This window comes from Aeromonas sp. 600479 (assembly GCF_049175515.1).
In the GTDB taxonomy this organism is placed as follows: domain Bacteria; phylum Pseudomonadota; class Gammaproteobacteria; order Enterobacterales; family Aeromonadaceae; genus Aeromonas; species Aeromonas veronii_A.
The window spans coordinates 1-19889 of the sequence record NZ_JAAKVF010000027.1; the positions used below are offsets into that span (position 1 = coordinate 1).

The 19889-nt window shown below is 60.1% G+C and carries 20 protein-coding genes; 8 read left to right on the top strand and 12 right to left on the bottom strand.

The genetic code is table 11. From position 1 onward, the window contains the following. Positions 1-268 precede the first annotated feature (268 nt). Positions 269-808: a gamma carbonic anhydrase family protein gene (locus G5149_RS20150; RefSeq protein ID WP_216979858.1), complete on the top strand. Its 540-nt coding sequence runs from the start codon at positions 269-271 to the stop codon at positions 806-808. An 88-nt stretch (positions 809-896) separates the two neighbouring features. On the opposite strand, the gene polA is transcribed toward G5149_RS20150, so the two are convergent. Then, entirely contained in the window at positions 897-3662 is a 2766-nt protein-coding gene (gene polA / locus G5149_RS20155; protein WP_421213503.1) for a DNA polymerase I, read from the bottom strand. Positions 3663-4062: 400 nt separating this feature from the next. Between polA and elbB the strand changes: the two genes are divergently transcribed. Beyond that, the gene (elbB, locus tag G5149_RS20160) at positions 4063-4713 is read left to right on the top strand and encodes an isoprenoid biosynthesis glyoxalase ElbB (protein WP_216976548.1); all 651 of its coding nucleotides are present in this window, start codon (positions 4063-4065) and stop codon (positions 4711-4713) included. Between the two features lie 77 nt (positions 4714-4790). On the opposite strand, the gene G5149_RS20165 is transcribed toward elbB, so the two are convergent. The 4 genes from G5149_RS20165 to G5149_RS20180 all read right to left on the bottom strand — a co-directional run bounded on the left by G5149_RS20165 (position 4791) and on the right by G5149_RS20180 (position 8247). Beyond that, entirely contained in the window at positions 4791-5000 is a 210-nt protein-coding gene (locus tag G5149_RS20165; RefSeq protein WP_005342050.1) for a cell division protein ZapB, read from the bottom strand. Between the two features lie 246 nt (positions 5001-5246). Continuing rightward, the gene (locus tag G5149_RS20170; protein WP_202006045.1) at positions 5247-6527 is read right to left on the bottom strand and encodes a hypothetical protein; all 1281 of its coding nucleotides are present in this window, start codon (positions 6525-6527) and stop codon (positions 5247-5249) included. Positions 6528-6547: 20 nt separating this feature from the next. Continuing rightward, positions 6548-7327 carry a serine O-acetyltransferase gene (gene cysE, locus G5149_RS20175; protein WP_202006043.1) on the bottom strand — a complete coding sequence of 260 codons (780 nt, stop codon included), beginning with the start codon at positions 7325-7327 and terminating at the stop codon, positions 6548-6550. A gap of 8 nt (positions 7328-7335) precedes the next feature. Next, the gene (locus G5149_RS20180) at positions 7336-8247 is read right to left on the bottom strand and encodes a cation diffusion facilitator family transporter (RefSeq protein ID WP_421213506.1); all 912 of its coding nucleotides are present in this window, start codon (positions 8245-8247) and stop codon (positions 7336-7338) included. 85 nt (positions 8248-8332) lie between these two features. Here G5149_RS20180 and G5149_RS20185 point away from each other — a divergent pair, with 85 nt between their 5' ends. The 3 genes from G5149_RS20185 to trmL all read left to right on the top strand — a co-directional run bounded on the left by G5149_RS20185 (position 8333) and on the right by trmL (position 10919). Beyond that, the gene (locus G5149_RS20185; protein WP_216979855.1) at positions 8333-9028 is read left to right on the top strand and encodes a response regulator; all 696 of its coding nucleotides are present in this window, start codon (positions 8333-8335) and stop codon (positions 9026-9028) included. Then, the gene (locus G5149_RS20190) at positions 9010-10380 is read left to right on the top strand and encodes an ATP-binding protein (RefSeq protein ID WP_409012620.1); all 1371 of its coding nucleotides are present in this window, start codon (positions 9010-9012) and stop codon (positions 10378-10380) included. The genes G5149_RS20185 and G5149_RS20190 overlap by 19 nt, the downstream gene beginning before the upstream one ends. A gap of 74 nt (positions 10381-10454) precedes the next feature. Continuing rightward, positions 10455-10919, top strand: a complete 465-nt coding sequence (gene trmL / locus G5149_RS20195; protein ID WP_064339004.1) for a tRNA (uridine(34)/cytosine(34)/5-carboxymethylaminomethyluridine(34)-2'-O)-methyltransferase TrmL — start codon at positions 10455-10457, stop codon at positions 10917-10919. A gap of 13 nt (positions 10920-10932) precedes the next feature. Here the strand turns inward: trmL and dinF are convergent, their stop codons facing one another. The 4 genes from dinF to lexA form a co-directional block, all read right to left on the bottom strand. Further along, a complete protein-coding gene (gene dinF / locus G5149_RS20200) occupies positions 10933-12294 on the bottom strand; it encodes an MATE family efflux transporter DinF (RefSeq protein ID WP_421213509.1) in 1362 nt (453 codons plus the stop codon). A gap of 2 nt (positions 12295-12296) precedes the next feature. Further along, positions 12297-12923, bottom strand: a complete 627-nt coding sequence (locus G5149_RS20205; RefSeq protein WP_163127957.1) for an SCO family protein — start codon at positions 12921-12923, stop codon at positions 12297-12299. Between the two features lie 210 nt (positions 12924-13133). Beyond that, a complete protein-coding gene (locus G5149_RS20210) occupies positions 13134-13349 on the bottom strand; it encodes a hypothetical protein (protein WP_240337223.1) in 216 nt (71 codons plus the stop codon). 484 nt (positions 13350-13833) lie between these two features. Then, positions 13834-14457, bottom strand: a complete 624-nt coding sequence (lexA, locus tag G5149_RS20215) for a transcriptional repressor LexA (protein ID WP_005339540.1) — start codon at positions 14455-14457, stop codon at positions 13834-13836. A gap of 204 nt (positions 14458-14661) precedes the next feature. Between lexA and plsB the strand changes: the two genes are divergently transcribed. Then, positions 14662-17085, top strand: coding sequence for a glycerol-3-phosphate 1-O-acyltransferase PlsB (gene plsB / locus G5149_RS20220; RefSeq protein ID WP_421213512.1), 2424 nt, complete (start codon positions 14662-14664; stop codon positions 17083-17085). A 69-nt stretch (positions 17086-17154) separates the two neighbouring features. On the opposite strand, the gene ubiA is transcribed toward plsB, so the two are convergent. Together ubiA and G5149_RS20230 are read right to left on the bottom strand one after the other, a co-directional pair. After that, positions 17155-18024: a 4-hydroxybenzoate octaprenyltransferase gene (gene ubiA / locus G5149_RS20225; protein ID WP_139736009.1), complete on the bottom strand. Its 870-nt coding sequence runs from the start codon at positions 18022-18024 to the stop codon at positions 17155-17157. Further along, a complete protein-coding gene (locus tag G5149_RS20230) occupies positions 18021-18557 on the bottom strand; it encodes a chorismate--pyruvate lyase family protein (RefSeq protein WP_216979853.1) in 537 nt (178 codons plus the stop codon). The genes ubiA and G5149_RS20230 overlap by 4 nt, the downstream gene beginning before the upstream one ends. Positions 18558-18702: 145 nt before the next feature. On the opposite strand from G5149_RS20230, the gene G5149_RS20235 reads away from it, so the two are divergent. Both G5149_RS20235 and G5149_RS20240 read left to right on the top strand, forming a co-directional pair. Then, positions 18703-19137, top strand: a complete 435-nt coding sequence (locus tag G5149_RS20235; RefSeq protein ID WP_005339527.1) for a flagellar basal body-associated protein FliL — start codon at positions 18703-18705, stop codon at positions 19135-19137. Between the two features lie 112 nt (positions 19138-19249). Beyond that, positions 19250-19414, top strand: a complete 165-nt coding sequence (locus G5149_RS20240; RefSeq protein WP_005339525.1) for a hypothetical protein — start codon at positions 19250-19252, stop codon at positions 19412-19414. A 20-nt stretch (positions 19415-19434) separates the two neighbouring features. Here the strand turns inward: G5149_RS20240 and G5149_RS20245 are convergent, their stop codons facing one another. Continuing rightward, on the bottom strand, positions 19435-19767 hold the full coding sequence (locus G5149_RS20245; protein WP_216979852.1) for a DUF2799 domain-containing protein: 333 nt from the start codon (positions 19765-19767) through the stop codon (positions 19435-19437). Positions 19768-19889: the final 122 nt, after the last annotated feature.

Sequence of the window (19889 nt, forward strand, 5' to 3'; positions counted from 1 at the left end):
GTGGAATTCTACTCAACCGCCTTCTCGAGTCAAGCCTTATTTTCAAAGGCTTTTCGAGGCTACCGACGAGGTTGTTTGCGTTGCCGCTTGCCCTGTCGATGGAGGCGCATTATAGGGAACAGATTCTTTCTGGCAACCCCTCATCGGCAATAAAATTGCAAAAAACCGCACTTTTTTAGTTATTCATCTCCAACCACAGCTTTTATACAAACTTATCCACAGAAACAGCCTGCAGATTGCTAGAATGGCCGAAAACAAGGAGGCCAAGATGGACTTGCGACTGAGACCCTACAAGGGAAAACGCCCGCAATTGGGCAAACGAGTGTATGTAGATCCCTGCGCGACACTGGTGGGCGATATCGAACTGGCCGACGACGCCAGCATCTGGCCCATGGTGGCGGCACGGGGGGATGTGAATCATATCCGCATCGGCGCCCGCAGCAATATTCAGGACGGCACCGTATTGCACCTGACCCGCAAGAGCGCCAGCAACCCGACCGGCTATCCGCTGCTGATCGGTGAAGATGTCACGGTCGGTCACAAGGCGATGCTGCACGGCTGCACCATAGGCAACCGGGTGCTGGTCGGCATGGGTGCCATTCTGCTTGATGGCGTCGTGGTTGAAGATGATGTGATGATCGGCGCAGGTTCGCTGGTGCCACCGGGCAAGCGACTCGAATCGGGCTTTCTATATATAGGTAATCCCGTCAAACAGGCTCGCCCGCTCAAGCCCACCGAGATCGCCTTTCTCAAAACCTCGGCCGACAATTATGTTCTGCTCAAGGATGAGTATCTGCAAGAGACCTGATAGGGCTGGCAGAAACAGGAAGCCCGGCATGATGCCGGGCTTCGCTTCTTATATAGCTATATAGCAGTGCAAAACGGCTGACCGGAGATCAGTGGGCCTGATCCCAGTTGTCGCCGGTACCTGCCTCCACCACCAGCGGCACATCCAGTTCTGCTGCGGCCGACATCTTCTCCTTGATGGTGGCGGTGTACTCCTCCAGCTTCTCTTCGCGGATCTCGAACACCAGTTCATCGTGTACCTGCATCAGCATGCGGATCGACTCATCCTCGATACCGCGGATCCAGCTGTCCACGTTGATCATGGCGCGCTTGATGATATCGGCGGCCGTGCCCTGCATCGGGGCGTTGATGGCGGCCCGTTCGGCCGCCTTGCGCAGACCGGCGTTGCGGGACTTGATATCCGGCAGATAGAGGCGACGACCAAACAGAGTCTCGACATACCCCTGGGCTTCCGCCTGCTGACGGGTGCGCTCCATATACTCCAGCACACCCGGGTAGCGTTCGAAGTAGAGATCCATGTACTTCTGCGCTTCGGCACGACCGATCCCCAACTGCTTGGCCAGACCGAAGGCACTCATGCCGTAGATAAGGCCGAAGTTGATCGCCTTGGCGCTGCGGCGCATGTCGGTGGTGACCGCATCGAGCGCCACGCCGAACACCTCGGCGGCAGTCGCCTTGTGGATGTCCTTGCCCTCGGCAAAGGCGGTCAGCAGCCCCTTGTCACCGGAAAGGTGCGCCATGATGCGCAGCTCGATCTGGGAGTAGTCCGCCGCCACCAGCTTGTAACCGGCGCTCGGGATGAAGGCCTGCCGAATGCGGCGCCCCTGCTCGTTGCGCACCGGGATGTTCTGCAGGTTGGGATCAGATGATGACAAACGGCCCGTAGCCGCCACTGCCTGATGATAGGAGGTGTGTACCCGCCCGGTCCGGGGCTTGATCATCAGCGGCAGCTTGTCGGTGTAGGTGGACTTGAGCTTGGCCAGACCGCGATGTTCCATCAGCAGTTGCGGCAGCTCATAGGTCTCCGCCAGCTCGGCCAGCACCTCTTCTGCGGTGGACGGTGCCCCCTTCGGCGTCTTTTTGATGATCGGTAGGCCCAGCTTGGTGAAGAGGATCTCCCCCAGCTGCTTGGGCGAGGAGAGGTTGAACTCCTGCCCAGCCAGCTCGTGGGCCTGCTTCTCCAGCTCCGCCAAGCGCAGCTCAATCTCCTGGCTCTGCTGGTGCAGCAGCTTGGGATCGATGGTGGTGCCGAGCAACTCCATCCGCGCCAGCACTGGCAGCAGCGGCAGTTCGATCTCGCTGAATACCTTGGCAAGGCTCGGCACGGCCTCCAGCTGACCCCACAGCGCCTGATGAAGACGCAGGGTGATGTCGGCATCTTCCGCCGCATAAGGGGCAGCCTGCTCCAGCTCGATCTGGTTGAAGGTGAGCTGTTTCACCCCTTTGCCCGCGATATCTTCAAACGAGGTGGTCTCGACTCCGAGATAACGCTTGGCCAGCGAATCCATGTCGTGGCGGCTGGCGGTGGAGTTGAGCACGTAGGACTCGAGCATGGTGTCGTAGGCAATGCCCTGCAGGTCGATGTCGTGGTTGAGCAGCACGTTGCGATCGTACTTGAGATTCTGCCCCACCTTGAGACGGGTCGGATCTTCCAGCAGCGGTTTGAGCTTGCCCAACACCACAGCCTCGCTCAGCTGTAACGGTGCCCCCAGATAGTCATGGCCAAACGGCACATAAGCAGCCTTGCCCGGCTCAACCGCGAAGGAGACGCCGACGATCCGCGCCTCCATATAGTCGAGACTGGTGGTTTCGGTATCGAAGGCAAACAACGGTGCCGCTTTCAGCTGTTCCAGCCAGCCGTCAAACTCGGCTTCGTCCAGAATGCAGCGGTAGTCGGTTTCGATGGCGGCAACCGGAGCGGCGCTCTCATCGCCAGCCTCGTCTTGTCCGGCGCTCTCGCTGCCCTCTTCACCACCGGATTCCAGCTCCTTGATCAGGTTGCGCAGCTCGTATTCGCGATAGACCGCCAGCAGGGACTCCTTGTCGACCGGCTTGAGCAACAGCTCTTCCAGACTCTGTTCCAGCTCGACATCGGTCTTGATGGTCGCCAGTCGATAGGAGAGGCGAACCTGCTCCTCCTGCTCGCGGAACTTGTCGGCGAACGCCTTGGAGCCACGGAAGCCGAGCGCGGCCACCTTGTCGAGGTTGGCGGCAATCTCGGCGATGCTGCCAATCCCCTGCAACAGGGCCAGTGCAGTCTTTTCACCGACGCCGGTCATGCCGGGAATGTTGTCGACCTTGTCCCCCATCAGAGCCAGATAGTCGATGATGAGCTCGGGCGGTACGCCAAACTTCTCGATCACCCCTTCCCTATCGGTCTTCACATCTTTCATGGTGTCGATCAGGGTGACATGGTCGGAGACCAGCTGTGCCATATCCTTGTCACCGGTGCTGATCAGTACCGGCAGCTGCTTCTCGGTCGCCTGGCGGGCCAGGGTGCCGATCACGTCGTCAGCCTCCACCCCCTCCACCATCAGGAAGGGGAAGCCCATCGCCTTGATCATCTGGTGGATAGGCGCGACCTGGCTGCGCAGATCGTCCGGCATGCTGGCACGGGTCGCCTTGTACTCGGGATAGATGTCATCGCGGAAGGTCTTGCCCTTGGCATCAAACACCACGGCCACATGACAGTCAGGATATTGCTTGCGCAGGCTGCGCATCATGTTGGCCATGACACGGACGGCGCCGCTTGGCAAACCGGTCGATGTGCGCAGATCGGCCTGCTGGGAGGCGAAGAAGGCGCGGTAAAGATAAGAGGAGCCGTCGACCAGAATAAGGGGGTTGCTAGGGGCCATGAAATCGTCCTGCCAGAGATAAACAGCCGCTAGGATGCCACAGGCCCCCCCTCACACCAAGGGGCGTAGCAACAACACACAGCGCCTGATAAATGGACTCAACCTGTGGATAACTCTGTGTTCAAAAATGGGGCGCATCAGAGTGCACAGTGACAAAACTGTGCATAAAAATATAAAAAACCATTAAAAACAATATATTGAGATCGCAAAAACCGATCGAGAGACAGTTAAAATGATCTCGATCAATGTGGAAAAAGATTTAAGGGAGTAGGTACAGCAGGATCCAAAACGAAACAATCCTAGCACAGCAAGATGACTTGACCAGCAGATGGCGAGCGATAACCATACAAAAGTACAACAATCCATCTTGGCTCACATTTTCAACAACGAGGAGTTTGCCATGAAAAAAGTGGCCGTGATTTTGAGTGGCTGCGGCGTCTTTGACGGAGCCGAAATCCACGAGGCCGTCATCAGCCTGCTGGCGTTGGCCCGTCAGGGAGCCGCCGTCCAGTGCTTCGCCCCGAACGTGGCGCAGCTCCATGTCATCAACCACCTGACCGGTGAAGTGAGCGAGGGAGAGAGCCGCAACGTGTTGGTCGAAGCGGCCCGCATCTGCCGTGGCCAGATCAAGGATGTGGCCGAGCTGGATGCGGTAGATTATGACGCCCTGCTGGTGCCCGGCGGCTTTGGCGCCGCCAAAAACCTGTGCGACTTCGCAATCAGGGGCGCCGAATGCCAGATCCAGCCCGATGTGCTGAAAGCGTGCCAGAGCTTTGCCAAAGCCAATAAACCGGCCGCCTATATCTGCATCGCGCCCGCCATGATCCCGCTGATATATGGTGCTGGAACGCTGGCGACCATCGGCCATGACGAGGGTACCGCCAACGCCATCGAGGAGATGGGTGGCAGCCATCTCAACTGCCCGGTCAACGAGTTTGTGGTGGATCAGGAGCGCAAGGTGATCTCCACCCCCGCCTACATGCTGGCCAACAACATAGTCGAAGCCGCGGACGGCATCGAGAAGACAGTCAAACAACTGCTGGCGCTGTAATTCCCATCCCGCCAAAACAAAAATAGACGGGCCGCTCATGGAGCGGCCCGTTTTCAATTCTGCCTGAAGGCGATGAATTAGATGGTTTCGCCCATCTGATCCATTTTACCCAGCAGGGCACGCAGACGCTCCTGCCATGCAGCGTGCTCGTTACGCAGCTGATGGTTCTCGTCTTGCAGCTTGCTGTTCTGTTCTTTCAGCTCGTCGAGCTCCATCTTCAGCAGGGAGATGTTGTCGACGGCGGATTGTACTTTGGATTCGAGTTGCTCAAGGACTTCTAGTGACATATGCATACCTGTTTGTTCAATTGCGATGCCCCACAGAGGGCGATTCAAGCGCGTGGAGCCAGCATACCCCGAGCCTATCGGCACAAACAAGCCAGTGCGCTGTAAAATGCGCCTTCCATAGATGTATTGTCTAAATATGCGTCTATTTTTCTCGCATCCTGCGCCCGAGTCGCGACAACACTCTAAACCGTACCTAAAAAGCGCCGCTACCAACGCATCATTGATGCCATCCTGATGGCACGGTCGCTATCCATGCAAGGCGATATAAGCCCCCAGCAACAGACAGGCGACCACATACATCAGCAGGCCGTAAAGCAGGTTCCAGCGCAGGATCAGCCCGGCACTGAGGTTGTAACGGGAGGCCAGCGCCAGATTGGATCCGGAGAGCGGACTGGTGCCGGTGGCAAGCCCCCATCCCAGCAGGAAACACATACCGAGCAGGCTGGGATCCGGCGCCAGCGGCCAGAGCAGTGGCGCCAGCCCGGAGATACTGATGAGCGGATGTACCCCGACGATGGCCACCAGCAGGATCAGCAGCAGAGTGAGGGATGCCTCCAGCCAGCCAAAGTGGTTGAACAGCGGCAGGCCGTGACCGGCACCGAAATCGATGACCGACAGCGCACTGTTGATGCCTGCCGCCAACAAACCGGCCCCCAGAAACAGCACCAGCTGACCGCCGATGGCGGGGAAACGCTCCACCACCTGCCGCTTGAGGGCCGCCTTGCGCCCTGTCCTCGGCATAAAGAGCAGCGCCAGCAGCGGGGCCACCAGTGCGATCACCGCCAGAATGCCGAGCTGGGGCCAGATCTGCTTGATGAGCAGTACCAGCAACGCCAGCGTGACTGGCAAACCCAGGGTCTGCAACCGCAGCGGATAACCGGCAAAGTCGGCCACTCCGATCCTCTCCACCTGCCAGGCAGTCAGCCCCATCGCCAGCAAGACGGCGAGGATCCCGAACGGCAGAATATGGGAGAGCTGCAAGCCCGGCGCATAGGTGAGCGCCACCGCCATGGCGACAAAGAAGGGTGACCAGAAGGCGGCGGCACAGAAAATCCGGCTCAGCACCATCACCTGACGCCGCTCCAGGGTGCCATTACGCTCCAGCCGATCGCCGATGATAAAGAGCACCGAGAGATTGATGACCGCCCCCAGCAGATTGAGGCTGGCCATGGTGCTCCACAGCCCCTTGCGCCCGGTCCAGGAGGTGGTGCCGGTCAGCAAGCCGGAAGTGGCAAGGTTGAGGGTGCTCACCGCGGCAAACATGGTGAGCATATTGATATTGGGCAGCAGCCAGTCACCGGCAATGAGGGTCGCGCCCTGCCACCAGGAGAAGATCAACAGCAGCAGGGCGGCACTATACAGGGCCAGCGCCTGCCGCCTGGCGGCCCCTACCAGCCAGGGCCAGGTGAGCAGTGACGCCCCCCAGGCTGCAATGGCCGCGGGCCAGGGGGAGAGACTCAGATAGAGATGAAGCAGGTTGAGCAGCCACATCCCCAAAATCAGATAACCCGACCAGCGTTTGGCCATCGACGCCTCCGGTCAGGAGATCAGAGACACTGATCCATATCCAGTGAAGGCTTGTCGCACTCCGGACGGCCGACGATCTTGGCGGGTACGCCAGCAACCGTGGTATGAGGTGGCACCGGGTTGATCACCACGCTGCCGGCGCCAATTTTGGCGCCCACACCCACTTCGATATTGCCGAGCACCTTGGCGCCCGCCCCTATCATCACCCCTTCGCGGATCTTGGGATGGCGATCGCCGCTCTCCTTGCCGGTACCACCCAGGGTCACGCTCTGCAGGATCGAGACATCATCTTCAATCACCGCCGTCTCGCCCACCACGATGCCGGTGGCGTGGTCAAACATGATCCCCTTGCCAATGCGGGCGGCCGGGTGTACATCCACCCCGAACACCACCGAGATCTGGTTTTGCAGATAGAGGGCCAGCGAGCGGCGCCCCTGGCGCCACAGCCAGTTGGCAACCCGATAGCCCTGCAGGGCATGGAACCCCTTGAGGTAGAGCAGCGGGGTGGAGAAGAGATCGACCGCCGGATCCCGCTCCTGTACCGCGCAGATGTCGGCCGCGACAGCCGCTAACAGTTCTGGCTCGCTGTGCAGGGCAAGCTCGATCACCTCGCGCAGGGCGATGGCGGGCATGGTGGCACTGTCGAGCTTGTTGGCCAGCTGGAAGCTGAGGGCCGAACGCAGATTCTTGTGATTGAGAATGGTGGAGTGAAAGAAGCTGGCCAGCATCGGCTCCTGAGCCGCCATGCACTGTGCTTCTTGCTGAATTTTGTGCCAGGTTTTGGCAACCAGTTCATCCATGTTGCAGCCTACTGTTGTTCTGGGTGAGGGCTCTGTTGTTCTTTTGTCAGCACCGAGATGGGGTCCATGTGGATGATGACATCCATCCGCTCGAATGCCTGGCGTACCGCCAGTTCGGCTTCATCGGCGATCTGATGGGCCTTGACCAGGGGGATCTGATCATCCAGTTCCAGATGCAACTGTACGAATCGGGTCGGCCCGGATTGACGGGTACGCAGGTCATGAACGCCGTGTACCCCTTCTACGGCACAGCAGAGGGCCATTATTCTCGCTTGTTCTTCCGCTGGCAACTGACGATCGAGCAGGGCCTGCACCGACTCGTAGCCGATATTTCCCGCCCCCCACAGCAGGAGCAACCCGATCAGGATGGCAAACAGGCCGTCAGCCCAGTACCACCCCTGTCCCGCCAGCACCAGCGCCAGCAAGACACCGGCGTTGAGCAGCAGATCGGAGCGGTAGTGCAACATGTCCGCCTTGATGGCCACGCTGTTGGTCTTGCGAATAACGAAACTCTGGAAACTGACCAGCAGCAGGGTCAGCACAATGGAACCGCCACTAACCCAGAGACCCGCCTCTAACCGTTCAATAGGTGCCTGTTTGAGCAGGGAGGAGATGCCGTGCATCACCAGCAGCAATGCGGAACCGGAGATAAAGGCCGACTGGATCAGCCCCGCCAGAGACTCCGCTTTGCCGTGACCGAAGCGGTGTTCATCATCGGCCGGGGCCAGCGCATAGCGAATGGCCAGCAGGTTGATGATGGAGGCACTCACATCCATGAAAGAGTCGGTGAGCGACGCCAGCAGGGTCGACGAATCGGTCATCAACCAGGCGATCAGCTTGCCGGTGATCAGCAAGGTTGCAGTGGTAACCGCCGCCATGCTGGCAAAGGTTACCCAACGGGAATATTGTTGATGGCTCAAAACCGGCTTTCCTCTGACGATGAAAAACTTATTATACCCTGACCCCGGCGTCGATTTGGCGCGAAAATCAGTGGAACAAGAAGCGATGAACAGAATACTCCTGGTCGACGACGATCTTGAATTGACCCAGCTGCTCACCGAAATTCTGACCCTGGAAGGATTTCAGGTCACGGTCGCCGAGGATGGTGAAGAGGGGCTGCAACGGCTGGCGGAGCAGGGCTTCGATCTGGTGCTGCTGGATGTAATGATGCCAAAACTCAACGGCTTTGCCATGCTGACCAAGCTGCGCAAAACCCATGAAACCCCGGTGCTGATGTTGACCGCTCGTGGCGACAGCCAGGATCGGGTCAACGGTCTGGAGGCCGGAGCCGACGACTATCTGGCCAAGCCATTCGACGATCGGGAGCTGCTGGCCCGGGTTCGCGCCATCCTGCGCCGCACCCAGAGTGCCCCGCCCCAGCGTGGCAGCTCCTCCGACGAAGTGCACTTCATGGATATAGTGCTGCAACCCGGCCTGCAGCAAGCCCGCTGCGGCGAACAGCTGCTGGAGCTGACAGCCACCGAGTTCGGACTGCTGGAGTGCCTGTTGCGCAATCCTGGCCAGATCGTCAGCAAGAGCCACCTCTCCGAACAGGTGCTTGGCAAGAAGCTGGAGCCCTTCGATCGGGCCATCGACATGCACCTGAGCAACCTGCGCAAAAAGTTGCCGGAGCGCAGTGATGGCCAGCCCCGCTTCAAAACCGTACGGGGGCGCGGTTACCTGTGGCTAGAGCAAGAATAAAGAGTACCAGCTCCCTCAACGGCATATCGACCCATATCTTCCTCTGGTTCTGGTTCATGCTGCTGGTGATGCTGGCCGCCGTGATCAGCCTGCCCACTCTGGATCCTCGCAACCAGATCCCGCTGCCGACCCATGAGGCGGTGCGAATGCAGAAAAATGTGCAGGCCCTGCTCAACGCTGCCGATCCGGATCAGGATTTCGATCTGGCCAAAACGATGGACAAGATCGCCATGCTCCCGGTGGACAATGTCTACCTGCGCGACGAGAGGGGCCAGATCCAGTCCACCACCCATCCGCGCAAGTTTGTGGTTCGCTTCATGGTGGACGCCGACGACCCGGCCAAACCCATGCTGGGCAACGAGGATCGCAAGGCGATCGCAGGGCCTTTCCTGATGGAGCACCGCGGCCATCGCTACCACGTCTATTTCGGCCTCAATGCCGAGAATCCCTATCTGTTCCTGTTCATTCAGGTGCTGGATCACCCGATCCGCATTCTGGGCATCTCGATGCTGGTCAGCACCCCGCTCTGCCTGCTGCTCGCCTGGCGGTTGACCCGTCCCATCCTGCAATTGCAAAAGTCAGTCTCCCAACTGGCGGCCGGCAATCTGGAGGTGCAGATCCCCAACTTGGGACGGGGCGATGAGATCGGTCAGCTGGCGGATAACGTCAGCCGCATGGTAGAGACGCTCAAGAGCATGATCCAGAAGCAGAAACAGCTGCTTTCCGATATCTCCCACGAGCTGCGCAGCCCCCTCACCCGGATGCAGTTGGCGCAAGCGCTGATCCGCCGCAAACAGGGGGATAGCGCCGAGCTGGCGCGGATCGAATCGGAGATTGGGCGGCTGGACAAGCTGATCGGTGACCTGCTCGATCTGTCGCGGGTGCAACAGCATGTTGAGGCCCCTATCGTGCAGCCGCTGGCCGATCTACTGGAGCCCATCCTCGAAGATGCGATGTTTGAGGCGAACCAGAGCGGTAAGCAGCTCAGGTTGCCACCGCTGCCCGCCGAGTCGATCCAGATGTGGCCCGAGCTGCTGGCCCGGGCGGTGGAAAACCCCCTGCGCAACGCCCTCAAGTATGCCCGCGAGTTCATCAAGGTTGAATGGTATCGGGATGGGCAGGAGTGGGTGATGACTATTCGTGATGACGGGCCCGGCGTCCCCGACGAACAGCAGATATTGCTGTTCCAACCCTTCTTCCGGGTCGATGATGCCCGCAACGCCAAGACCGGTGGCACCGGGCTGGGACTGGCTATCGCATCGGAGGCGATCCAGCGTCACGGCGGCACCATTACGGCCAGCAGCAATCATCCAACCGGACTGACCATCACGATCAAGCTGCCCATCGCCTGATCCTTTTCATCCGGACGGGCGCTGGGTATGCTGGCGCCCCTTCTTGCCTTTACATCTCTTTGCAGGAGCGCGTCATGCTCGATATCGTCCTCTACCAGCCGGAAATTCCGCCCAACACCGGCAATATCATCCGGCTCTGCGCCAATACCGGTTACCGGCTCCATCTGATCGAGCCGCTGGGATTTGAGTGGGATGACAAGCGGGTAAAGCGGGCGGGACTCGACTATCACGAGTTTGCCGAGGTGAAGCGCTGGCCGAGCTATGAGGCCTTTCTGGCCACCGTGGCGCCCAAGCGGGTGTTTGCCTGCACCACCAAGGGCCGCACCGCGCACTCGGCAGCACAATATGCCCTTGGCGACGCCCTGCTGTTTGGCCCGGAGAGTCGCGGCCTGCCCATCGAGATCATCGAGAGCCTGCCATTCGAGCAGCGGCTGCGCATTCCGATGGTACCCCAGAGCCGCAGCATGAACCTATCCAACGCGGTGTCTGTCTTTGTCTACGAGAGCTGGCGCCAGCTCGGCTACGACGGTGCCATGTAAGCGCCACCGATGATCAGTGGCGGGCGTCGAGCAGATGCCCGCTGCGCTCCAGCCGCCAGCAAGTGACCCCCAGCGACAGACCGCGCCCCACCATCAGCGCCGCCATCGCCGCCCATAACGCGGCCACGCCCCACGACTGACAGAGCCACCAGATCGGGAAGAAGCCGCCAAACGCGGCCAGCAACATGCTGTTGCGCATCTCCCGCGCCCGGGTCGCCCCGATGAACACGCCATCCAGCAGGAAGCACCAGACCGCCAGCAACGGCATGGCGATCAGCCAGGGAAGCTGACGATGTGCCTCCGCCACCACGGCCGGAATGTCGGTGATATAGCCGATAAGGTGGGCACCAAAGAGGGCAAACAGCAGGGTAAAACCACTAGCGATGAGGGCAGCCCAGCCCAGATTGAGCACGATGGCCTCCCGCAGTTTCTGCCGATCCCGCTGACCGATGGCTCGTCCTACCATGGCCTCCACCGCATAGGCAAAACCATCGAGTCCGTAGGAGATAAGCATCAGGAAGTTGAGCAGCACCGCATTGGCGGCCACCGCCACATCCCCCAGTCGTGCCCCTTGCAGAGTCATGAAGGCGAAACAGAGCTGCAAACAGAGGGAGCGCAGGAAGATATCGCGGTTGAGACCGAGCAACCGCACCATAGGCGCAAGCTGCCGCCAGCGCTGCCAACCATCCTGCCACACCGTCGGCGCCAGTTGCCCCAGCTGACGGCGTACCAGCCAGATACCGACGGCCAGCGCGCAGTAGTCCGCCATGACCGAGGCTGCCGCCACACCCCGCACCTGCCAGCCGAGTCCCAGCACAAACAGGGCATCGAGCGCCATATTGACCAGATTGGTGAGGATCAGCATCACCATGGGGCTGCGGGCATCCTGCATCCCCAACAGCCAGCCCATGATCACCAGATTGCAGAGCGCCGCCGGGGCGCTCCAGATCCGCACCGCCACATATTGGCCCGCATAAAACTGCACCTCGGGCGAGCCGCCACTCAGGGCGATCAGCCGTGGCAACAGCGGGAAGAGCAACAGCAGCAGCGTCAGGCCGAGAGCAATGGCCAGCCCCAGCGCCCGCAGCAGGGTATCGAGCTGGGCACGACCGTCGGCGGCGCCGTGCGCCTGCGCCGTCAGGCCGGTGGTCGACATCCGCAAGAAGCCGAGCAGCCAGAAGATGAGGTTGATCAGGGTCGCACCGACCGACACGCCCCCCAGAAACCAGGCCTGACCGAGATGACCGATCACCCAGGTGTCCACCAGCCCCAGCAAGGGGGTGGTGATATTGGAAAAAACCATGGGCAGGGCGAGCGCAAAGACAGCGCGGTGGCGAGAGGGGTCTCGCCACCAGGGGGCAACAGCTGGGGTCACGCTCAGTGGCCTGCCAGCTTCAGAATGCGGGCGAAGTCAGAGAGCATGGTGGCCATCTGCACCCGGGGCACCTGACCCGGCGCCACTTGCGGACGGAATACCGCCTGCAGCTTGCCCTTGGGATTGATGAGCACGATGGAGGCGGAGTGATCGATCAGGTAATCCTTCTCCCCCTGATTGGCGATGGAGTAGATGAGCCCCAGATTGCGCACGAACGGGAACAGCTTGTCGTGGGGGGCAGTGGCCGCCTTGAATTCGGGATTGAAGAAGGCGGTATAGGTCTTGAGGCGTGGAATATCGTCACGCTGGGGATCCGCCGAGATAAACACCACCTGACTGTCGGGCGCCATCTTCTTCAGCTGGTCATAGGCGGAACGCATATCTGCCAGCGTGGTGGGGCAGATATCGGGGCAGAAGGTGTAGCCGACGAACAGGAAGGTCCAGTGCCCCTTCAGGTTGGCAGGGGTGAACGGCTGGTTGTCCGCATCGGTAAAGGCGAAATCATTGATGTCCCGCCCCGCCGGATAGTAGTCGGCCTGTTCCGGCTGCTCTGGCTGCGTGGCGTAGAACACCAGGATCAGGCAGGCTGTCAGCAGCAGAAAGAGCAGGGGATAGCGGAGCTTCATCATAACAAGAGACCCTTTCAGTTCGAGGCAGATGGCCAGCAGTGACCGGACAAGAGGGGGGCATTGTACCCCAGCGAGCCGCCAAGGTGGTTCAACCTTGTGCAACGCCCTGTCAGGAGTCGACCATTTGGCATAATTAATCGCCAGTTGCGGCCATAAAAAAACCGGCCCCCTCGGGTGCCGGTTATGGATGGATTTGTTGGTCTCTTCTGCTCAGGGGCGAGCGTTACGCCCCTGCTGCAACATCTTGCCGATGGCCCGCACGCCGATGGGAATCACGGGGGCCAGCCAGCCCTCTTCCCCCTGGCGATCACCGTGACCCCGCTTGAACAGCAGCACCAGACGCACCACCTTCTCTTTCGGGCATCCCAGCCAGAGCGTCCAGTGCGAACCACGATGGTGCAGCCAGACACCGTAAAACCAGGTCATCCGGCTACCTTTGACAAAACGGGTGATTGACGATTCCGCTGGCGCAGCCCCAGCCTCTGAATCCCATGGCGATCTTGATGCCATACCAGTCCTCCTTGACCGACAGGTCATGTTGCTTCGTCGGCCTGAACTGGGAACAGGCCCGTCACGACTATCTGCAACCATTACGAGTGGTCCCCTTTGCCCGATAAGGCTCGGGATCTCCCCACTCCCCCTTCATATCCCGTGAAGGTGTACTGCCCGATTCTCGTTGTTACCGGCCCTCCCGTCCCGGCGCATTGCGATGGTCAGAGGGAGGTGCCAAGCCCTGTCTCGGCGACAGGGCACTGATCTGAGCATATATCTGAAATGGATGATTGGTAGCCGGTCGCGCAGGACAAAAATGCCGCCGCCGATGATCTGTTTGATATGACAGGGAAAGTGCGCCAGAAACAGCACGGCCTCCCGAAGGAGGCCGTGTGGCAAACGCAGTTGGCGGGGATGATTACATCCAGTCGGCGTTGCGGATCACCCCGACCGCCAGCCCTTCGATGGTGAGCTGCTGGCAGGAGAGGTCCACCTCGATGGGGGAGAGCTCTTCATTCTCCGGCAGCAGCCATACCTGACTGCCCTTGCGCTGGAAGCGCTTGACGGTGACATCCTCATCGAGACGGGCGACAACCACCTGACCGTTGCGCACCTCCTGGGTCTTGTGCACCGCCAGCAGATCGCCATCCAGAATACCGATGTTCTTCATGCTCATCCCCTGCACCCGCAGCAGAAAATCTGCGCGCGGATGGAACAGGGCGGGATCAACCTGATAGTGGCTCTCGATATGCTCCTGAGCCAGAATGGGTTCACCGGCGGCAACCTTGCCGATGAGCGGCAGGCCGCTCTCTTCCAGCACCTCTTCCTCTTCGAGCAACAGGCGAATGCCGCGGGACGTGCCCGGCATGATCTCGATGACCCCTTTTTTGGCCAGGGCCTTCAGATGTTCTTCGGCCGCATTGGCCGACTTGAAACCAAGCTTCTGGGCAATCTCGGCACGAGTCGGCGGCATGCCGGTCTCGCTCATGTTCACCTTGATCAGCTCCAGCACTTCGGCCTGGCGGGGGGTAAGGGGTTTCATAGAATTGGCACCTGTCTTTTTATACAGCACACTGGCAGTATATACAGTGCAGTGGCCAAGGCAAGGCGCAGCTGACATTTGTCGCGACCAACCCCTCATTTACTGCTGTTTTGATCCTGCGCAGCCGACTCATCGTACCTCTCGGCGACAAGGGGCTGTCGATTTGCTATGCTCACGCCGCATTTTTTTGGAGAGCAGACGCACATGTCCCTAGGACAGAAGATTTCCAGAGCCATCTTGCAATGGCCGGTCAGCGGCTTGGTCAATCACAAGAGCCTGCCGGAAAATCCCATCACAGAACTCAATCTGGATCCGGCCAGACCCATCGTCTATGCCCTGAAAACCAGTTCGATCACCGACCTGATGACCTTGCAGCAGTGCTGCGAGGATCTCGGTCTGCCCGGCCCCTTCACGCCGCTGGAGCTCAACGGCCAGCTGCTGCCGCGCTATGTCTGTCTGGATCGTCCGCCTCCCCTGTTTGGCAAACGCAGCAAACCGCTCCCCTTCCTGCAGGAGTTTCACCAGCTGCTGGATCTGCACAAGCAGGATCCCGAACTCGATATCCAGGTGGTGCCCGTCACCCTGTTCTGGGGCCGCGCCCCGGGTCGGGAAGGCGAAGAGGCTTCCGGCTGGAACATCATCAGCAGTCTGGCGCCGAACCGGCTGAAGAAGGCGCTCATCGTGATCCTCAAGGGTCGCGAGAATCTGGTGCGCTTCTCGCCGCCGCTCTCCCTGCGCTACATGGCGGACAAGCACGGCACCGACGAAGGGATCGCCCACAAGCTGGCACGAGTGGCCCGAACCCACTTCAGCCGCCAGCAGCTGGCTGCCACCGGCCCGAAACTGCCGAACCGCAACCTGCTGTTCAAGCAGTTGCTCGACTCCGCGGTGATCCAGCAGGCGATTGAAGAGGAGGCCCAGCGCGAGGGGATCAGCCTCGAGAAGGCGCAAAAGCGCGCCCATGGCTACATGGACGAGATCGCCTCCAACTTCTCCTACCGGCTGATCCGCCTGGGCGAGAGCTTCCTCGGCTGGCTGTGGAACAAGCTCTACCGCGGTTTGTCGGTCAATGGCGCCGAGAAGGTACGCCAGTTGGCGCAGGAAGGGCACGAGATCGTCTACGTTCCCTGCCACCGCAGCCACATGGACTACCTGCTGCTCTCCTACGTCATCTACCACCAGGGGATGGTGCCGCCCCATATCGCGGCAGGCATCAACCTCAACTTCTGGCCGGCGGGCCCCATCTTCCGCCACGGCGGCGCCTTCTTCATTCGCCGCACCTTCAAGGGCAACCCGCTCTACAGCACAGTATTCCGGGAATACCTCAACCTGCTGTTTGCCAAGGGTTACTCGGTAGAGTTCTTCACCGAAGGTGGTCGCTCCCGTACCGGCCGTCTGCTACCGCCCAAGACCGGCATGCTGGCGATGACCCTGCAGGCAATGATGCGCGGGCTGGACAGGCCGGTCACTCTGGTGCCGGTCTATCTGGGCTACGAGCACGTGATGGAGGTGAACACCTACCACAACGAGCTCAAAGGGAGCCGCAAGGAGAAAGAGAGCTTCCTGCAGGTGCTCGGCATCCTGCGCAAGCTGCGCAACTACGGCCGTGGTTTCGTCAACTTCGGCGAGCCGCTGACTCTCAACAGCTACCTGAGCGAACACATCCCCGACTGGAAAAAGCACATCGGGGAAGAGGAGCGTCCGGAGTGGATGGCGGGCACCGTCAACAATCTGGCCGAACTGCTGATGACCCGCATCAACGGCGCTGCCGCCGTCAACGGCCTGACCCTGAGCGCGCTGGCGCTGCTGGCCGCCGAGCGCCACGCCCTGACCCGCGACGAATTGCAGGCCCAGCTCAACACCTATCTGGATCTGCTCCAAGCGGTGCCTTACAGCCCGCAGAGCACCATTCCGGATGAGGATGCCAAGACCCTGCTGGATCAGGCGATGGAGCTCAACAAGTTCGAGGTCAGCGAGGACAAGCTGGGGCAGATCATCAGTCTCGACCGCTATCAGGCGATCCTGCTGACCTACTACCGCAACAACATCCTCCACCTGTTCGCCATGCCCTCTCTGGTGGCGGCATTGATCGAACGGTGCGAAGGGATCTCCCGCAGCGAGATCATGGCCCGTTGCATCGACATCTATCCGCTGCTCAAGACCGAGCTGTTCCTGCGTTATGAAGAGGAGGATCTGCCGGCGCTGGTCGACAGCCTGCTCGATGCCCTGCAGACCCAGCAACTGATCGAGACCCGCGATGACGGCTACTGGGTCAATCCGGCCAACCAGATGCGCCTGCTGCTGCTGGCGGAGAGCATTCAGGAGACCCTGCAACGCTACGCCATCGTGCTGACCCGGGTGTTGGCCCAGCCCCATATCGAGGCGGAGCAGCTGGAAGCGGACGGCCTGATGATGGCAGAGCGCCTCGGCACCCTGCACGGCATCAACGCCCCCGAGTTCTTCGACCAGAAGCTGTTCAGCACCCTGATCCACACCTTGCGCAAAGAGGGCTACCTCTCTCCCGAGTGCAAGCCGGATCTTGGCCGCTTCCAGGCGCTGGCCGACAACATAGTGCCGCTGCTGAGCAACAAGATCCGCCGCACCATTCAGGCAGGCAATCAGCTCTGATCTGCAACGCAAACAAAGAAGGCCGCATCATGCGGCCTTCTTTTTTATCGGAGTCTGCGCGGGAACATGTCACGCCAGCAGGTAGTCAAGCACCAGACCGGCAAACACCAGCGCCCCCACATAGTTGTTGTTGAGAAACGCCTGGAAGCAGGCTTCCCGCTGCCGCTCGCGAATAAGCCGCTGCTGATAGACAAACAGCACCGCCGCTCCCAGCAATCCCCAGTAATACCAGCCCCCCAGCGTCATCAGTTGCCCGACCGCCAGCAACAGCAGCAGCGTCGAGAGTTGCAGTGCGCCGATGATCCGCTTGTCGTAACGACCAAACAGGATGGCGCTGGATTTGAGGCCGATCTTGAGGTCATCATCCCGATCCACCATGGCGTACTGGGTGTCGTAAGCCACGGTCCAGAGCAGGTTGGCGAAGAAGAGCAGCCAGGCCACCAGCGGCAGGGCATCTGCCTGCGCCGCATAGGCCATCGGGATCGACCATGAGAAGGCCATCCCGAGCACCAGCTGGGGGTTGGAGATAAAGCGCTTCATGAAGGGGTAACTCACCGCCAGCAGCAGGGCGACAAACGACAGGCCGATGGTGAGCGGATTCATGGTCAGCACCAGCGCAAACGAGATAAGCGCCAGCACGAAGAAGAGCGCCAGCACCTCCCACGGCTTGACTCTACCCGTGGGCAAGGGGCGACCGGCGGTGCGTTTGACGTGGCCATCGAAGTTGCGATCCGCATAATCGTTGATCACGCACCCTGCCGAGCGCATCAGAAAGACCCCGACCACAAACACGGTCAGCACCCAGAGATTGGGCAGGCCACCAGCGGCCAGCCAGAGCGCCCACAGGGTTGGCCACAGCAGCAGCAGAGTACCTATGGGTTTGTCGACGCGGGCCAACTGCATGTAGGCAAGTCCCCGCTCCTTGGTTAACAGATTCACTCCAGCTCCTTGTCACAGACGAGAGAGGGCAGAAACAGCTCGTGCACCAGCAGTGGCCACTGCCCTAGAAACAGACGGGAACGACGCCCCCAGACAGTGGCGGCCGGGCAACGGGGATTGGCGGCAATATCGAAACGGGCCAGTTGCAGATGATCGCGGCGGGCAGGCTCATGGCCAAATACCCGCTCACCCAGCGGCTGCTCGCCAAGCTCGGCAATGCCGCTCCCTTGCAGTGCGTCATCGGCAAACAGGGTCCAGCCCAGCACGGCGGGCCCACGATCCCCGTGCAGGATCACCTCGCGGCAGATACCGGCCGGCGAGGCCGAATCCACCAGCCACTGCTCATCGGCAGTAAGGGCGACCGGGTGATTGCCCAGCCACTCCACCGAAAAGTGGCGATTGTACTGACGCAGACGCCGGGTCATGGAGCCGGGCTCCAGCAGCCAGGGGCGCAAGCTGGCGGGCAATTCGCAACATTCGGGGGCCAGCCACCCGCTTAACGGCGTGAGGGGAACAGTCAACTCGGACTTCACAGCTTCACCATCCAGAGATTTCCGTGTTCAGGTTAAAATCCGGTTTATTATCCGTAAATCAATAGCGAAATGTAAGAACATCCGTGCTTGACGGCCCCGATGGCAACATCAAAAATGGGTTATCTCTTGCTGATGAGCCATCTATATGAAGATCTTCAAAATTCTGCTGGTATTGTTACTGAGCTGTGGCGCCCTGCAGCAGCAAGCTCTGGCTGAAGATGAGCCGCCCGCCGAGGGCGCAGAGGGGGCTGCCAAGCCCGGTTTCTCCTACCACGCGCTCGATCCCGACATCATCACCAACTACCTGAGTGATAGCAAAACCCTCGGTTATATCCGGGTCACGGTAGAGCTGATGGCGGAAAACGAAGCCGATCTCAAGCTGCTGGAGCAGCATGACCCGCTGATCCGCGATGCCATCATCCGTCTGATTGGCAGCAAAAATGCCGATCAAGTGAAGTCCCTGACCAACCGAGAAGAGCTGCGCAAGGAGTGCGAGACAACCGTCAACGAACTGCTGGTGAAAGAGACCGGCAAGAAAGCGGTGCGCGAGCTTATCTTCACCAAGTTCCTCTACCAGTAATCCCTCCCGAAACAATCGCTTATTGGCATATCGGCCAATAAGCGAGCTTTGTCGGTTTATTCGAAATGAAAATCGATTACAATACGGCCGTCAAGTCGTAGAGGTAGTCGTTATGGGCAGCAAAACCCTGTGTGAATGGCGCCGTCACGAGATCCCCACCGATCTCAAGGCGTTGCGCAAGATAGTCCGCAAACCCAAGTTTGTCTGCAGCAAGTGTGCCCGCAGTGCCAATGACAAGGGTTACCTCTGCCAGCCGCTGCGTTTGAAAGAGGAGTAACGCCCCTCCCTGTCAGGGCGTTATTGATCGGTCCACCCCTGACGCCCCTGTTCGAACAGCCGGCGGGCCTGCATGTCGTTCGGGCAAACGCCGCGATACTCCTCGCCTGAGCGGCCAGCCAGATAGAGGTGCTCGGGGCGGCAATACCATGCCAATCCCTTCTGGTGTCCCTGCTTCCACCGTTCGGCATCCACCTTCTTGCCACACTGGCCCTGATGGAACTCGATCCGCTCAGTGGTGAAGCCCAGCTTGCCATCCGCCTCCCCCACCTCACTCCACACCTTCTCGCAGGGATCATCGTTGGAGACACAGCCACCCAGCAGGGCAGCCAACAATATGATGGTGAGTCGCATAGTCATCCTTGAGCGTCATTTGGGCAGTTCATTCTACTCAGCGCCCCGCCCCTGACCAAGGACGAACGCTCAGCCATGTGAGCGCGGCAAAAAAATCAGGCGGGCCCAAAGCCCGCCTGTTC

What these genes read in the sequence shown, in the direction of transcription:
- G5149_RS20170 (WP_202006045.1), bottom strand. Translation starts at nt 6,527, where the DNA reads ATGGCCAAACGCTGGTCGGGTTATCTGATTTTGGGGATGTGGCTGCTC.
- G5149_RS20205 (WP_163127957.1), bottom strand. Translation starts at nt 12,923, where the DNA reads ATGATGAAGCTCCGCTATCCCCTGCTCTTTCTGCTGCTGACAGCCTGC.
- G5149_RS20235 (WP_005339527.1), top strand. Translation starts at nt 18,703, where the DNA reads ATGAAGATCTTCAAAATTCTGCTGGTATTGTTACTGAGCTGTGGCGCC.
- elbB (WP_216976548.1), top strand. Translation starts at nt 4,063, where the DNA reads ATGAAAAAAGTGGCCGTGATTTTGAGTGGCTGCGGCGTCTTTGACGGA.
- lexA (WP_005339540.1), bottom strand. Translation starts at nt 14,457, where the DNA reads ATGAAACCCCTTACCCCCCGCCAGGCCGAAGTGCTGGAGCTGATCAAG.
- trmL (WP_064339004.1), top strand. Translation starts at nt 10,455, where the DNA reads ATGCTCGATATCGTCCTCTACCAGCCGGAAATTCCGCCCAACACCGGC.
- G5149_RS20165 (WP_005342050.1), bottom strand. Translation starts at nt 5,000, where the DNA reads ATGTCACTAGAAGTCCTTGAGCAACTCGAATCCAAAGTACAATCCGCC.
- G5149_RS20240 (WP_005339525.1), top strand. Translation starts at nt 19,250, where the DNA reads ATGGGCAGCAAAACCCTGTGTGAATGGCGCCGTCACGAGATCCCCACC.
- cysE (WP_202006043.1), bottom strand. Translation starts at nt 7,327, where the DNA reads ATGGATGAACTGGTTGCCAAAACCTGGCACAAAATTCAGCAAGAAGCA.
- G5149_RS20245 (WP_216979852.1), bottom strand. Translation starts at nt 19,767, where the DNA reads ATGCGACTCACCATCATATTGTTGGCTGCCCTGCTGGGTGGCTGTGTC.
- polA (WP_421213503.1), bottom strand. Translation starts at nt 3,662, where the DNA reads ATGGCCCCTAGCAACCCCCTTATTCTGGTCGACGGCTCCTCTTATCTT.
- G5149_RS20210 (WP_240337223.1), bottom strand. Translation starts at nt 13,349, where the DNA reads ATGACCTGGTTTTACGGTGTCTGGCTGCACCATCGTGGTTCGCACTGG.
- G5149_RS20185 (WP_216979855.1), top strand. Translation starts at nt 8,333, where the DNA reads ATGAACAGAATACTCCTGGTCGACGACGATCTTGAATTGACCCAGCTG.
- plsB (WP_421213512.1), top strand. Translation starts at nt 14,662, where the DNA reads ATGTCCCTAGGACAGAAGATTTCCAGAGCCATCTTGCAATGGCCGGTC.
- G5149_RS20150 (WP_216979858.1), top strand. Translation starts at nt 269, where the DNA reads ATGGACTTGCGACTGAGACCCTACAAGGGAAAACGCCCGCAATTGGGC.